Below are 14,035 nucleotides of genomic sequence, written 5' to 3' on the forward strand. Positions count from 1 at the left end.
CCTTACCAGCCAGGTTCGCCGAGTAGCGGAACCACGAGGAAACTCGGGTGCTCGGGGTCGAGGATCAGGTCTTGTCTTCGCCCTCGCGTGCGCAGCAGATCCGGGAGAATGGGCATGAATCGTGGTGCGTCCGTGGGGAAGACGTCGACCCGGAGACGGTGGCCCGCTGCGATCATCGCTTCGGTGGTCAGTAGATCGATATCGAGAGTCAACGGCCGACCGATGGGAACAGGCAGGAGAGTCGCTGCCGTGAGCGGGTGATGCGGGCGGGTGTAGTCACCGTTGGGTGCGTAGAGGGACAACTCGTCGTCCACCGCGCGACGTGTAGTCAACAGCGCGCCGTTGGTCAGGACGGTGGATCGCCCGTGCGGATCGACGTCGCACAGCATGATCGCCCATAGTGCTTCCGGGGCATGACACACCACTCGGAGGTGGAGGTTCATCGGACCCGAAAGGACGGTGTCGGAGTGGGCGACGGGCGTGGTGAAGGTCAGTGCCCCCCGCTCGGCCGTTCTGTTGTCATAGGTGAATCCACCACCGAGAATGGCGGGGATGCCTGCAAGAACCTGAGTGGTGTCGCGCGAGATGATCGACCACAACGACGGCCGCACTGTGAATTCACCGCATGTCCCATCGGGTGAGCTCCCGAGACTTCCATCGTCCACCGCATGTGGCGCCGTCCCCGACGTCGCAGCCGAGAGATACAGGCGCGTGGGTTGCGCCTGCGGTGCGGGGAATCTGCCGTGCGCGGTCCACTGTCCGCCTTGCTGGCGAAGGGTGACGGGTCCGTAGTTTTCGATTCCGTTGTCCTCGTCGCGAAGCCACTTGTCGAACCAGGCGCGCTCGAGCACATCGAGTCGTGGTGGAAACCCGGGTTCGCCGAATCCGATACCCGGGTTCCCGTGGTAGCCGTCGCCGACGAGAAGTTGTTTGTCTCCGCGCGGTAGTGACAGCCGGTTGTAGATATCGGGCGCCGATCCGCCGAAGATGTCGTGCCAGCAGCCGTAAAGAAACGTCGGGGCAGTGATCTCCTCGATCGTCGCGTTGATCGTGTCGTAGTAGTCGACGTCGTAGATTCGCGGATCACCGCCTGTGACGAAACCTCTTGCCAGGTCCAGGAGATCGGTTGCGGGTGAGCGCAATCGGTCCCGTAGCCATTCCGAGAACTCGAGATCGCCGAGGGACGGTGCCCACTTGAGCGCATTGACTGCGGTGAGCCACAACGGAATGAACAGCGACGGCGCACCACCGGTCGCGAAGATTTCCCGAACTATGTCCACCGACCCTTCCACGGCGAAAACTGCCTCGAGTCCGGCGGGGCGTTTGGAAGCAGACTGGAGCGCGTTGATCGCGGAGTACGAAATTCCTGCCATTCCGATTCGACCGTTGCACCATCCCTGGGTCCTTGCCCATTCGATGATCTCGAGTGAATCGAGTTGCTCACGGGTACCGAGAACATCCCATGTTCCCGTCGATGACCCGGTTCCGCGAACGTCGACGATGATCTGCACGTATCCACTACGCACCAGATGGCGATTGACCGACATCAGGTCGGCGGCTCCACCTGAGACGACCCTGGTCATCTCGGTGATGCCATCGAACGGGGTGCCCAACAGGTCGAATGATGCAGAGAACTTTCTGATCAGGGGGCCGAGCACCGGAGTGTCGAGGACCGAGTCGATCCCCTTGATGAGCAGTTTGTTGTAGGGCGTGATGTTGAGGACGGTAGGAAATTCGGCCTGCACGGCACGTCCCGATGCATCGGCGGGGCGAAAGACGTAGGCGCGCAGCACAGCGCCGTCGCTCATCGGGATTCGTACGTTCTTCGAGATGGCGATCTTCGGGTGGAGAGGGTGCTCGTCGATCAGTGCACGCCACCGCTGAGCTGCGGTACCCCCGCTGGGGTCGCGCTCGCTTCCCGACCCGGGAGCGCGGCCGGGGCGAAGCAATGGACGTAGTTGTGCTGCCGTCATGCATCTGATTGAACAGTCATCGACGCGGTTTGTCTTTCAACAGGACAATATTGTCCCAACTGGCAGTGTGTTCGGCGAGTAGTCGGTGCGTGGTCACAGGGTGCCGACCATGCTGTGCGTGCAGCGCTTGTGGAAACCAGGCCTGCCGTTCACCGCTCGTTTTGGAGTTGGCGCCCTGGCTGAGGTAACCTGGGCGACGGTTCTGATCACGGTGACTTTCGAGTGGCCGCGGGATGATCCGCCCAAATCAAGTTCTACCCAAGACCGTTGGTCACCGCCTTTCTCGAGGGCTTGTTCTGATTCCAGGACGTCCTGAGAGGTATGCGGTTGAAGGTCCGAGCATGTTCGGACGACCCACGCAGGAGAACGAGGTCAGGGACCTGCTGTACGGCCTTCGAGCCGTATGTATGTCTACGCCCCGTGTGCTTCCTGCGCCCGGGGCGTTCGTCGTTTTCCGGCCCTCTCGCGATCGACAAAACCTCAACGAGAGGAGGCGAAGTATGGCAAAGCCCGAAAAGATCTCAGCAGTATCGGAGATCACCGAACAGTTCAAGGGATCGACGGCTGCTGTCGTCACGGAATACCGCGGTTTGTCGGTTTCCGGTCTGACGCAGCTCCGACGTGCACTTGGCGATGGTGCCACGTACTCCGTCGCCAAGAACACCCTGGTCAAGCGTGCAGCTGCCGAGGCCGGTATCACCGGGCTCGACCAATTGTTCGTCGGACCGACCGCCATTGCATTCATCAAGGGCGAGCCGGTCGACGCTGCGAAGGCCATCAAGGCCTTCGCTAAGGACAACAAGGCCTTGGTCATCAAGGGCGGCTACATGGACGGCGCAACGCTGTCCGTGGACGAGATCAACAAGATCGCCGACCTCGAGTCGCGCGAAATCCTGTTGGCAAAGCTCGCAGGTGCCATGAAGGGCAACTTGTCGAAGGCTGCAGGCCTGTTCAACGCTCCCGCATCGCAGTTCGCCCGCTTGGCGTTCGCATTGCAGGAGAAGAAGGCAGCAGGAGAACCTGCAGCTGCCGAGGCTCCTGTAGAAGCAGAAGCCCCGGCGGAAGCTCCCGCCGAAAGCTGATCCGCGCACCAGCGAACAGCTCAACCCGAAACACTTTCGTCGCGGATCAGCGACTGGAGTACTTATCAGGAAGGACCCGCCACCATGGCGAAGCTCAGCACCGAAGAATTGCTCGGCCAGTTCAAGGAGCTCACCCTCCTCGAGCTCAGTGAGTTCGTGAAGGCATTCGAGGAGACCTTCGAGGTCACCGCAGCCGCTCCCGTCGCAGTTGCCGCTGCAGGCGCAGCCGGCGCTCCGGCCGAGGCTGCAGAAGAGCAGGACGAGTTCGACGTCGTGCTCGAGTCGGCTGGCGACAAGAAGATCCAGGTCATCAAGGTCGTCCGTGAGGTCGTTTCCGGCCTGGGCCTGAAGGAAGCCAAGGATCTCGTCGAGAGCGCTCCGAAGGCCATCCTGGAGAAGGTCGCCAAGGATGCTGCCGAGGCAGCCAAGGAGAAGCTCGAAGCAGCAGGCGCGAAGATCTCCATCAAGTAATTCTTGATGGGCCGTCTTCACGGTCTGTTCTGTTACAACGAAAGGGCCATTCCCATAACGGGAATGGCCCTTTTTGTGCTCTCGGGAGTGAATTCTTTTGGAGCGTACCTTTTGCTTTGCGCGCCGAATGGTGACCGGATGGTCGATCAATCCGCAGTAAACAGTGTTCGACGACAGACCGGCGCTCGTTCGCAGCGCCCCCACTCGGACCCGGGCGAAAATTCGGCGAGTTGCCCGCGTGCCGCCCTGTGATGGGTCACACTGACTACAGGATCCGGGTCCGGGTTCGAGGATGTTGTTACTCGGCAGTAGGCTCCATTGTCGGTGCGGACACTTACATGCGATAGAGTGACGCAACCCACATGAGGGTCGATGTCAACGAACTGTGGAGGTCAGCGTGGGAGTCGAGGTTTCGGTCGAGGGATTGACCAAGTCTTTCGGTGTACAGAAGATTTGGCAGGACGTCTCTTTGACGTTGCCGTCGGGTGAAGTCAGTGCGCTGCTGGGGCCGTCGGGTACGGGTAAGTCGGTGTTCTTGAAGTCGTTGATCGGATTGCTCCGTCCTGAGCACGGCAAGATCTTCATCGACGGGACAGATATTTTGCAGTGCTCCTCGAGGGAGCTCTACGAGATCCGCAAGTTGTTCGGGGTGCTGTTCCAGGACGGCGCATTGTTCGGATCGATGAATCTTTACGACAACGTCGCGTTCCCGCTTCGTGAGCACACGAAGAAGTCCGAGTCCGACGTCCGCAAGATCGTGATGGAGAAGCTCGAGCTGACGGGTCTGATCGGCGCGGAGGAGAAGCTTCCCGGTGAGATTTCCGGCGGTATGCGCAAGCGCGCCGGACTGGCACGTGCCCTCGTACTCGACCCGGAAATCATCCTCGTCGACGAGCCGGACTCCGGTTTGGACCCAGTGCGCACGACCTACATCTCGCAGACCTTGATCGATATCAACGCCGAGATCGATGCCACCATTCTGATCGTCTCGCACAACATCAACCTGGCGCGGACGGTCCCGGACAACATCGGGATGCTCTTCCGTCGTCAGCTGGTTATGTTCGGTCCCCGCGAGGTGCTGTTGACCTCCGACGAGCCGGTGGTGAAGCAGTTCTTGAACGGCACGATGATCGGACCGATCGGAATGTCGGAGGAGAAGGACGAAGCGCAGATGGCGCAGGAACAGGCGATGGTCGATGCCGGTCACCATGCCGGCGGTGTCGAGGACGTCGAAGGCATTGTCCCGCAGATGAAGGCCACCCCAGGTACACCGGTGCGCAAGGCAGTGGGGCGTCGTCAGGAACGAGTACGCCAGATCATGCATACGCTCCCGCACAGCGCACAGGTCGCCATTCAGGAAAGCCTCGACACCACCGACCCGGGTGATCATATTCCGGCCTACAGTGGCGCGGGCTCGTACGAAGAAGGCACTTACGCCGAAGCAGGTCAGGGCCAGGTCAACGACAACGCTGCTTACGGTAACGCTGCCTATGACAACTCCGGTTACAGCAACCCGGGTCAGGACAGCGCCGGGTACGACAACGCTGGTTACGAGACCGGGCACAACGACCCGGGCCACAGCCCATCGCAGGGGCGGGGACAGTAAGAGCTATGGGCAGTTCCAAAAAATCCGTTTTCGCTCCGGCGGAAGCCGCAATTGCGCAAGCCGGAAACATTGTCGAACTGCTCGTAGACGTCGCACGGAACACATTCAGAAGGCCTTTTCAGTTCCGCGAGTTCATCGAGCAGGCCTGGTTCATCGCCAGCGTCACAATTTTGCCGACGGCTCTGGTTGCCATTCCATTCGGTGCTGTCGTCTCACTTCAGACCGGGTCGCTGATCAAGCAGCTCGGTGCAGAGTCCTTCACCGGCGCCGCAAGTGTTCTCGCAGTCATTCAGCAGGGAAGCCCGATTGTCACGGCACTGCTCATTGCCGGCGCCGCCGGTTCTGCAGTGACCGCTGACCTCGGTTCGCGGACGATCCGCGAAGAGATCGACGCAATGCGTGTGTTGGGTATCGATCCGGTACACCGACTGGTGGTCCCTCGGGTCCTTGCGATGATCCTTATCGCGTTGCTGCTCAACGGCCTCGTATCGGTCGTCGGAATTACCGGCGGCTACTTCTTCAATGTTGTTCTTCAAGGTGGTACGCCGGGCGCCTATCTTTCGTCGTTCTCGGCGCTCGCCCAGCTTCCGGATCTCTACGTTGCAGAATTGAAGGCGGCCATCTTCGGCCTCATCGCCGGAATCATCGCCTCCTACAAGGGTCTCAACCCCAACCCGGGTCCGAAGGGCGTGGGTGAAGCAGTGAATCAGACGGTGGTCATCACCTTCCTGTTGTTGTTCTTCGCCAACCTCATTCTCACCCTGGTTTACCTCCAGGTTGTTCCGGCGAAGGGAAGCTGACCCGCAATGACCATCTCGAAAGGTCGGGGCGACCGTACCCTCATGCGCGTGAAACGCGTTGCGAGTGCACCACTGAACGTGCTCGACAAGGCCGGCGAGCAAATGTCGTTCTACGCCCGTGCCATCGGGTGGATACCTCGGACTCTGATTCATTACAAGAAGGAAGTTCTGCGTCTTCTTGCAGAAGTCACCTTCGGTAGCGGTGCACTCGCCGTCATCGGCGGCACCATCGGTGTCATCGTGATGCTGTCCGGCGCAACAGGCGTCGTCGTCGGACTACAGGGCTATGCCGCACTGGAGCAGCTCGGCAGTTCCGTCCTCACCGGCTTCTTGTCCGCATACGTCAATACTCGCGAGATCGCCCCCATCGTCGCCGGTCTCGCGCTGTCCGCGACCGTAGGAGCCGGCTTCACAGCGCAGCTCGGGGCGATGCGCATCTCGGAGGAGATCGACGCGCTCGAGGTCATGGCAGTCCCCAGCGTTCCGTTCTTGGTGACGACCCGCATGATCGCCGGTTTCGTCGCCGTCATCCCGCTGTACATCGTGGGTCTGCTCGCGTCGTATATCGCTTCGCGTGGGATCAGCACGATCTTCAACGGTCAGTCCGGCGGATCGTACGACCACTACTTCAACCTCTTCCTACCGCCGGAAGACGTTCTGTATTCGTTCCTGAAGGTGTTGATCTTCGCCTTCGTGTTGATCATGATCCACTGCTACTACGGATTCCATGCTTCGGGCGGTCCGGCAGGCGTGGGTGTCGCCGTGGGACGCGCTGTTCGAACTGCCATCGTGACGATTGCTGTTCTGGACTTCTTCCTCAGTCTCGCTATCTGGGGAACCACCACCACAGTGAGGGTTGCCGGATGATCGACTCGCCATCGCGATTGAGGCGAACTCTGCTCGGTCTTGCCTTCTTCTTGATTCTCATCCTGTTCGTCGGATGGTCGATCACGTCGTACAACAAGACCTTCAAGAAGGTCGTCAGTATCGATCTGGTGACCGATTCGGTCGGCAACGCCTTGCCGTCCAACGCAGACGTCAAGGTCCGCGGCCTCATCGTCGGTGAGGTGCGCTCGGCGTCTACCCAAGACGGAGTCGTCACTGCACATCTGGCGATCGATCCGGACAAGGCAGAGTTGATCCCGTCGAACACCACGGCACGGCTGCTTCCGAAGACATTGTTCGGTGAGCGGTACGTATCGCTGATAGTCCCACCTGGTGATACGGCATCGCCGATCACCAACGGCACTGTGCTGAAACAGGACACCAGCGGCAATGCGATCGAGGTCGGTCAATTGCTCGACAATCTGTTGCCGTTGCTCGAAGCGATTCCGCCGCAGGACCTGGCGAGTACGCTCGGTGCGCTGGCGCAGGGGCTGAGCGGGCGCGGTGAACAGCTCGGCTTCACGATCGACCGGTTGGAAAATATCTTCAAAGGGTTGAATACCGAACTCCCGAACATTCAACAGGGTCTGCGTGGCCTCGCCGACTTCTCCGAGACCTATTCCGATGCGGCTCCGCAGCTGATCGATGCTCTCGACAATCTCAGCGTCACCGGAAACACGTTGGTAGAACAGCGTCCTGCGGTGGATACGTTGATTTCCTCGTTGACCTCGACCAGTTCGAGTACGGCCGATTTTCTGCAGGCCAACTCGTCGAATCTGATCGCTATCGCTGCCGATTCGCGGGAGGCGTTGGGATTGTTGGCGGAGTATTCGCCGTCGTTCGGATGCACTTTTGCTCAGTTCGTTCCTATCGTGGCGCGTGCGCAGCAGGTGATCGGCGTCGGTGACGAGTATCGAGGCATCAATGTCTCGGCGTCCTTCGTCAATCCCAAGGGTCGTTATCTACCAAATCAGGATGAGCCGCGACTGTTCGACGATCGCGGCCCGCGCTGCTATACCCCCGCAGATACTGCTGCGGGAGAGTTCTTTCCCCAGTACCCGGGTGGTTCGGCGAACGACGGCTCCTACCAGGTTCCGTCGAGAAACCCAGGGCCGCAGGATGTTCCGGAGCTACCGTCCCCGCAGTACTCGGCAGTGCCCAGGGCTGCGACCGGTGATGCCGCACCGGCAAGCTACGAGGGTTCCGATTTCGAACGCGACACTCTGGCAGTGATCTACGGCCAGGCAGGGGGAGTGGCCCCAGGCGAGATTCCGTCGTGGACGACGTCTTTGGGAGCACCGGCACTGAGAGGAGCGGAGGTGACCATCAAATGAGGGGACTTCTTGCTCCACTCGTCAAGTTGATCGTGTTCGCAGTGGTGACGATCTTGGCCACCGCGACGCTTGCATTCTCGATTGCCAACATCAGTGGTGGCGGTGGCGAGACGTACAGCGCTGTGTTCAGCGATGTAGCGTCGCTGAACAAGGGCGACGAGGTCCGTATCGCAGGCGTCCGTGTCGGTGACGTCAAAGACATAAAGATCGTCAACGAGCGCGAGGCGGAAGTCGAGTTCTCGGTTTCGGGTCGAGACTGGCTGCCGGCCACCGTAACTGCGAATCTGCGGTACCGGAACCTGGTTGGTCAGCGCTACATCGCGCTCGAGCAGGGGGCTGGTGAGCAAGGCCGCAAGATCAACCCGGGTGAGACGATTCCGCTCTCGCAGACGAAACCCGCTGTGAATCTGACGACGCTGTTCGACGGTTTCCGTCCGCTGTTCACCACACTCAACGCCGACGACGTGAACAAGCTGTCGTACCAGATCATTCAGGTGTTCCAGGGTGAGTCGGGAACGATCTCGGAGTTGGTACGCAGCACCGCGAGCCTCACGAACACCGTTGCAGACAAGGACCAGGTGATCGGCGCAGTGATCACCAATCTCAATACGGTGCTGCAAACGGTCAATCAGCATGACAAGGAACTCGATTCGTTGATTGTCAATACCCAGCAATTGGTGTCGGGACTTTCCGCCGATCGTGAGGTTGTCGGCTCGGCCGTCACTTCACTCGCCGGCCTGACCGATGCGACGGCTGGTCTGCTCGAACCGACACGTCCGGCGATTCAGGGTTCGATCGCTGCACTGAACACGTTGGCGACGACGTTGAACAACCGAGAAGATGACCTGACGAAGGTAATCCAGACGTTGCCGAAGAAGCTCGACAAATTGGTTCGTACCGCACAGCAGGGATCGTGGTTCACCTTCTACCTGTGCGGTCTCGACATCAAGGCAGGGCCGGGTTCTTCACCCAATCTGAATTTGCCGACAGGACTTCCGACCGTGAATCAGCCGCTGTACACGAATTCGGCTTCGCGTTGCAAAGCTGGGGGGATCCAAGGATGACAAAGCGCAGCCCGCTGGTACTAGGCGCGCTCGGCATTTCGATCGTGCTGCTTGCGACAATTTCGGTCTTCTTTCTCGACAAGCTTCCGATTCTCGGGGCCGGCTCGACGTTCAGCGCCGAGTTCTCCGAAGCTGCAGGCCTGAAGCCCGGCAACGAAGTTCGCATCGCCGGGGTCAAGGTAGGCAAGGTCGACTCCGTGGAACTCGCGGGTGACCGTGTTGTCGTCGACTTCCGAGTCCAGGACGCATGGGTCGGCAACAACTCGTCCGCATCCATCCAGATCAAGACTGTGCTGGGTCAGAAATACCTTGCTATCGACCCCCGCGGCGACGCTGTGCTCAAACCCAAGGACCCGATCCCGTTGGAGCGCACCACGTCCCCGTACGACGTCATCGACGCGTTCTCCGACGCGGCATCGACCATCACCGATATCGACACCCCGCAGCTGGCATCGAGCTTCGAGGCGCTCTCGCAAGCGTTCTCCGAAACCCCGGCCGACGTTCGGGCGTCGCTGGACGGGGTGAGCCGGTTGTCGGAGACCATCGCCAGCCGTGACACGGATCTGAAGAAGCTCTTCGAGGCGACGGGAAAGACGTCGAAGGTTCTCGCCGACCGAAACGAAGAGTTCAACCGCCTCATCACCGACGCCGGCCCATTGTTGGCCGAACTCAACAACCGGCAGCAGTCGATCTCGCAGCTCCTGACCGGCGTTCAGCGCCTGTCGACACAGCTCACAGGGCTGGTTCGTGACAACGAAGAGCAGATCAACCCGATGCTCCAGCAGTTGAACGGAGTCATCGACATTCTCAACCAGAACAACGACGCGCTCTCGCGTGGACTGGAGCTCTACGCACCCTTCGTGCGGCTCTACGCCAACGTCGTCGGTAACGGACGCTGGCTCGACATCACGTTGGCCAACCTCACGCCTCCTGGCCTGCCGCTGATCCCGGGCTACCGTCAGCCTGCGCAAGACCTGGGAGGCAACTGATGAGTGACACCGGAGAATCCGTGAAGAAGGCAGGCGGGGGCCGTGTTGTCATCATCGGCGTAGTCATCGTCGCCCTGGTCGTCGCAGTCGGTGGCTGGTGGCTGCTCACCCGCGCTGGTTCGACGAACATCACCGCCTACTTCGACAAGTCGGTCGGAATCTATTCCGGTTCCGATGTGCGCGTGCTGGGGGTAGAGGTAGGGCAAGTGACCTCAGTGGTGCCACAGGGGGACCAAGTCGAGGTGAAGATGCGCGTCCAGCGTGGGGTCGACATCCCCGCGGATGCCAAGGCCGCTCAGATCACGCCGTCGTTGGTGTCCGACCGATACGTTCAGCTTGCCCCCGCATACACCGGCGGCGACACGATGGCAGATGGCGCAGTGATTCCGCGTGAGCGCACGGCGACCCCTGTCGAGGTCGATCAGCTCTACGCAAGCATCGACGAACTCTCCACTGCCCTCGGGCCGGACGGGGCCAACAAGAACGGCGCTCTCACCGATCTGGTCAACACCGGCGCAGCCAATCTCGATGGCAACGGAGAGGCATTGGGGGACACGATCACTCAGCTGTCCGAGGCATCGCGAACTCTCAGCGACTCACGCGGGGACTTGTTCGACACGGTGAAGAACCTGCAGACGTTCGTGTCGGCGCTTGCTGCCAACGATCAGCAGGTTCGGGAGTTCAACAATCAGCTCGCAGACCTGACGGGCTTCCTCAACGGAGAACGCGACGACCTCGGCGCTGCATTGAATCAACTGTCGATCTCGCTCGGTGACGTCGCTGTGTTCGTCGCAGACAACCGCGAACAGCTCGTCACAGCCGCCAACGGCTTGGTGCAGCCGACGCAGACGCTGTCCGATCGAAAGGATTCGCTGGTCGAAACGCTGACCCTGCTGCCTCTGGCCATCAGTAATCTCGTCAACTCGTACGACGCGGAGTCCGGAACCCTTGCATCCCGTGCCAATTTGCAGGGTGAGACTCAAGATCCGCTGGGAACGGTGTGCAAGCTGATCGACCTCGGCAAGCTCGTGCCGGGCGACCCGCGATTCGAACAACTGGGCGCCCAGATTCAACCGATCATCGACCGTTGTGGTGAGTTCACCAAGCTGATCCAGGGGCCCGTTCTCGACAATCCGGATCTAGTCCTTCCGTTCGGATTGCTCAGCGGCGAAAAGGAACAGAGGAATGCGGTTCCGGGAACCGTGCCGGGGACCGTCTCACCGCGGTTCAGCAGTGGCACCCCATTGCCCGGGATCGAGCAGTCGCTTGGAGGGGGACAGTGAGCATGTCGAAAATGGGTAGGCGCCCACTCGTCGCCATCGTTGGGGCTACCGTCGTCGCATTGTCGGCTACCGCGTGCTCGCAGGGTGTCTATTCGATTCCACTACCAGGTGGCGCGGACACCGGCAGTGACCCGATGCACCTGACCCTTCAGTTCGAGGACGTTCTCGATCTGGTTCCACAGTCGACAGTCAAGGTCGACGGCGTCCAGGTCGGTCGCGTCGACTCGATCACAGTCGCGGACGGGGAGTGGACGGCCAATGTAGGTGTCGTCGTCAACAACTCGGTAGATCTGCCTGCCAATGCCTTTGCTGCGGTGGAACAGACGTCGATCCTCGGTGAGAAGTTCATCCAGCTCACGGTGCCCGAGGGTGATGCGGATCCGCAGAAGCTATCCGACGGTGACACGATTCCCCTGGATCGGACTCGCGCGACCATCAATATCGAGCAGGTACTGGGTGCCTTGTCGTTGTTACTCAACGGCGGTGGCGTCGGACAGCTCGCTCCGATCGTGAAGGAGCTCAACGCGGCTTTCGCCGGTCGCGAGGGGACGACCCGAAGTTTGCTCGAGCAGGCGAACACGCTGATCGGCGGGTTGGATGAGCAGCGCAACGACATCACGAGGGCTTTGGACGGACTCGATGTTCTGACGACCGAGGTCAGTGGTCAGACGGAGAAGATCGACAGGGTGTTGCAGGACCTCCCGATCGCTACCGAGACGTTGGAGCAGCAGCGTCCGCAGCTCACTCAGATGTTGTCTCAGTTGGATCGTCTCGGCGCTGTCGGTACCGATGTAATCGAGCAGTCGAAGGACAATCTCATCGCCGATCTGCGCGCGTTGCGGCCGACGCTACAAGCACTTGCGGCCTCGGCGGACGACATCGTCTCCTCGTTGCCGTTGGTTCCGACCCTTCCATTCCCCGACGGCATCGAAGAGGTAACTCAGGGAAACTCCGCCAATCTGTTCCTCTCACTCGACTTGACGATCGGAACTGCGCTACGCAACTTCGGTGTCGGAGAGGGCGACCCGGTGTACATCCCGCCGAAGTTCGGTGACACATTGCCGTTGGTCGACCCGACGAACCCGTACTACAACGGCAACGGCCCACGCCCAGGCTGGCCGACCGTCTCGTTGCTGCCGTTGCCGCCGATCACTCCTGCCCCCGCACCTGCGCCCGGTGTGCCGGTGGCACCGGGAACGGAGCCGGTATCTGCCGTTGCGAACGGTGGGGCGAAACCGACGCCGTTCGGTCCGCTCAATGATCTGATCGAGCAATTCGGAGGTGGACAGTGAGGTCGAGGCTGGTCAAATTTCAGCTCATCGCGTTCGTCCTCGTCGCCGTGCTCGGCGTTCTTTACGTCGGCGGAAAGTACGTTCGTCTCGACAACCTGCTCGGTTTCGGGCAGTACAGCGTCAATGCTCAGTTCGCGGACTCCGGGGGCATCTTCAAGAATGCCGAAGTGACCTACCGAGGTGTGCCAGTGGGAACTGTCGGCGCTTTGTCGTTGACCTCGGATGGCATCAACGTGGAGTTGCTGTTGAACGATGGCGGTCCGAGCATTCCGTCTTCGGCAAAAGCAGTAGTGGCCAACAGATCCGCAATCGGAGAGCAGTATGTCGATCTGCAGCCGACCAGCGACGAGGGACCGTATCTGGAAGACGGTTCGATCATCACCGAGGCGAACACCGCGACTCCTGTTCCGGTGGAGGAGGTGCTCGCGAGCACAGATCGGCTGGTGAGTTCGGTTCCGACGAAGAATCTGACCACCGTAGTGAAGGAACTCGGCACCGCTTTCAACGGCAAGGGCGACGACCTGCAGCTACTGATCGATTCGCTCGGAACACTGACGGAGACCGGTAACGAAGCGTTACCCCAGACGCTCGCGCTCGTTCGCGACACCCGAACAGTTCTGGACACGCAGTCCGAACAGTCCTCGTCGATTCGGCAATTCAGCAACGATTTGAACAATGTCACCGCCCAGCTGCGAAGCAGCGACCCCGATATCAGGCGTCTCATCAATACCGGGACAGCGGCAAGCGATCAGATGGGTGCCTTGATCGCCGAGGGCGGCCCTGCGTTGACGACCGATCTGACGAACATCAACTCGGTGACCTCGCTTGCCGCACCGCGTGCAATGGCACTGAGACCCTTGCTGATCTTCCTGCCCGCCTTGGCTGCGGGAGCAGGCACTCTCACACCGGGTGACGGGACGATTCACCAGGGTCTGTTGCTGGAAGCGAACAATCCACCGCCGTGCACCATCGGTTACGAGGCTTCGCAGGCAATTCTTGACGAGGAGAAGGCGAAGAACCCGAACTTCGATCTGACCCAGGAAAACTATCCGCTGAACTTGCAAGCGAATTGTGCAACACCGCAGGGCAGTATCACCGGTGTGCGTAGCTCGAATCGGATCGTTTTCGCAGACCCGGCGACACCGCAACCGTGGGATCTGAAGCCGAAGGTCGATCCGGACAAGCTCAACTTGAATCCGATCGCCACTCAGCTAGCACCCCTCGTTGGAGCGTCGCCGAAGTAAGCGTCGGTATCG

General features: G+C 60.4%; 12 protein-coding genes. 11 read left to right on the forward strand and 1 reads right to left on the reverse strand.

The features are described 5' to 3' along the window. Positions 1-2 precede the first annotated feature (2 nt). Positions 3-1,973, reverse strand: coding sequence for a CocE/NonD family hydrolase (locus H2510_RS08475; RefSeq protein WP_186627862.1), 1,971 nt, complete (start codon positions 1,971-1,973; stop codon positions 3-5). A 500-nt stretch (positions 1,974-2,473) separates the two neighbouring features. Between H2510_RS08475 and rplJ the strand changes: the two genes are divergently transcribed. The 11 genes from rplJ (at position 2,474) to H2510_RS08530 (ending at position 14,023) form a co-directional block, all read left to right on the forward strand. Beyond that, the gene (gene rplJ / locus H2510_RS08480) at positions 2,474-3,055 is read left to right on the forward strand and encodes a 50S ribosomal protein L10 (protein ID WP_084346138.1); all 582 of its coding nucleotides are present in this window, start codon (positions 2,474-2,476) and stop codon (positions 3,053-3,055) included. Positions 3,056-3,139: 84 nt separating this feature from the next. Beyond that, positions 3,140-3,526, forward strand: coding sequence for a 50S ribosomal protein L7/L12 (gene rplL, locus H2510_RS08485; protein ID WP_084346137.1), 387 nt, complete (start codon positions 3,140-3,142; stop codon positions 3,524-3,526). Positions 3,527-3,923: 397 nt separating this feature from the next. Then, a complete protein-coding gene (locus H2510_RS08490) occupies positions 3,924-5,132 on the forward strand; it encodes an ATP-binding cassette domain-containing protein (RefSeq protein WP_186627863.1) in 1,209 nt (402 codons plus the stop codon). 5 nt (positions 5,133-5,137) lie between these two features. Continuing rightward, the gene (locus H2510_RS08495) at positions 5,138-5,932 is read left to right on the forward strand and encodes an ABC transporter permease (RefSeq protein WP_136171191.1); all 795 of its coding nucleotides are present in this window, start codon (positions 5,138-5,140) and stop codon (positions 5,930-5,932) included. Positions 5,933-5,938: 6 nt separating this feature from the next. Continuing rightward, entirely contained in the window at positions 5,939-6,799 is an 861-nt protein-coding gene (locus tag H2510_RS08500; protein ID WP_084346134.1) for an ABC transporter permease, read from the forward strand. Further along, positions 6,796-8,151, forward strand: a complete 1,356-nt coding sequence (locus H2510_RS08505) for an MCE family protein (RefSeq protein ID WP_186627865.1) — start codon at positions 6,796-6,798, stop codon at positions 8,149-8,151. Before H2510_RS08500 ends, H2510_RS08505 begins: the two co-directional genes overlap by 4 nt. Beyond that, positions 8,148-9,215 carry an MCE family protein gene (locus tag H2510_RS08510; RefSeq protein WP_186627866.1) on the forward strand — a complete coding sequence of 356 codons (1,068 nt, stop codon included), beginning with the start codon at positions 8,148-8,150 and terminating at the stop codon, positions 9,213-9,215. The genes H2510_RS08505 and H2510_RS08510 overlap by 4 nt, the downstream gene beginning before the upstream one ends. Then, complete coding sequence (locus H2510_RS08515; RefSeq protein ID WP_186627867.1) at positions 9,212-10,204, forward strand: MCE family protein; 993 nt, start codon at positions 9,212-9,214, stop codon at positions 10,202-10,204. Before H2510_RS08510 ends, H2510_RS08515 begins: the two co-directional genes overlap by 4 nt. After that, complete coding sequence (locus H2510_RS08520; protein WP_186627868.1) at positions 10,204-11,487, forward strand: MCE family protein; 1,284 nt, start codon at positions 10,204-10,206, stop codon at positions 11,485-11,487. Before H2510_RS08515 ends, H2510_RS08520 begins: the two co-directional genes overlap by 1 nt. Positions 11,488-11,489: 2 nt before the next feature. Further along, positions 11,490-12,779 (forward strand): MCE family protein, encoded by a 1,290-nt coding sequence (locus tag H2510_RS08525; RefSeq protein ID WP_261392835.1) that lies wholly within the window; start codon positions 11,490-11,492, stop codon positions 12,777-12,779. Next, positions 12,776-14,023: an MCE family protein gene (locus H2510_RS08530; RefSeq protein ID WP_186627869.1), complete on the forward strand. Its 1,248-nt coding sequence runs from the start codon at positions 12,776-12,778 to the stop codon at positions 14,021-14,023. The genes H2510_RS08525 and H2510_RS08530 overlap by 4 nt, the downstream gene beginning before the upstream one ends. Positions 14,024-14,035 lie beyond the last annotated feature (12 nt).

It is taken from the genome of Rhodococcus sp. BP22, from assembly GCF_014281965.1.
Classification (GTDB): domain Bacteria; phylum Actinomycetota; class Actinomycetes; order Mycobacteriales; family Mycobacteriaceae; genus Rhodococcoides.

Excerpts from the sequence above, each read along its gene's own strand:
- H2510_RS08510 (WP_186627866.1), top strand. The coding sequence starts at position 8,148 with ATGAGGGGACTTCTTGCTCCACTCGTCAAGTTGATCGTGTTCGCAGTG.
- rplL (WP_084346137.1), top strand. The coding sequence starts at position 3,140 with ATGGCGAAGCTCAGCACCGAAGAATTGCTCGGCCAGTTCAAGGAGCTC.
- H2510_RS08500 (WP_084346134.1), top strand. The coding sequence starts at position 5,939 with ATGACCATCTCGAAAGGTCGGGGCGACCGTACCCTCATGCGCGTGAAA.
- H2510_RS08475 (WP_186627862.1), bottom strand. The coding sequence starts at position 1,973 with ATGACGGCAGCACAACTACGTCCATTGCTTCGCCCCGGCCGCGCTCCC.
- rplJ (WP_084346138.1), top strand. The coding sequence starts at position 2,474 with ATGGCAAAGCCCGAAAAGATCTCAGCAGTATCGGAGATCACCGAACAG.
- H2510_RS08505 (WP_186627865.1), top strand. The coding sequence starts at position 6,796 with ATGATCGACTCGCCATCGCGATTGAGGCGAACTCTGCTCGGTCTTGCC.
- H2510_RS08515 (WP_186627867.1), top strand. The coding sequence starts at position 9,212 with ATGACAAAGCGCAGCCCGCTGGTACTAGGCGCGCTCGGCATTTCGATC.
- H2510_RS08525 (WP_261392835.1), top strand. The coding sequence starts at position 11,490 with ATGTCGAAAATGGGTAGGCGCCCACTCGTCGCCATCGTTGGGGCTACC.
- H2510_RS08520 (WP_186627868.1), top strand. The coding sequence starts at position 10,204 with ATGAGTGACACCGGAGAATCCGTGAAGAAGGCAGGCGGGGGCCGTGTT.
- H2510_RS08495 (WP_136171191.1), top strand. The coding sequence starts at position 5,138 with ATGGGCAGTTCCAAAAAATCCGTTTTCGCTCCGGCGGAAGCCGCAATT.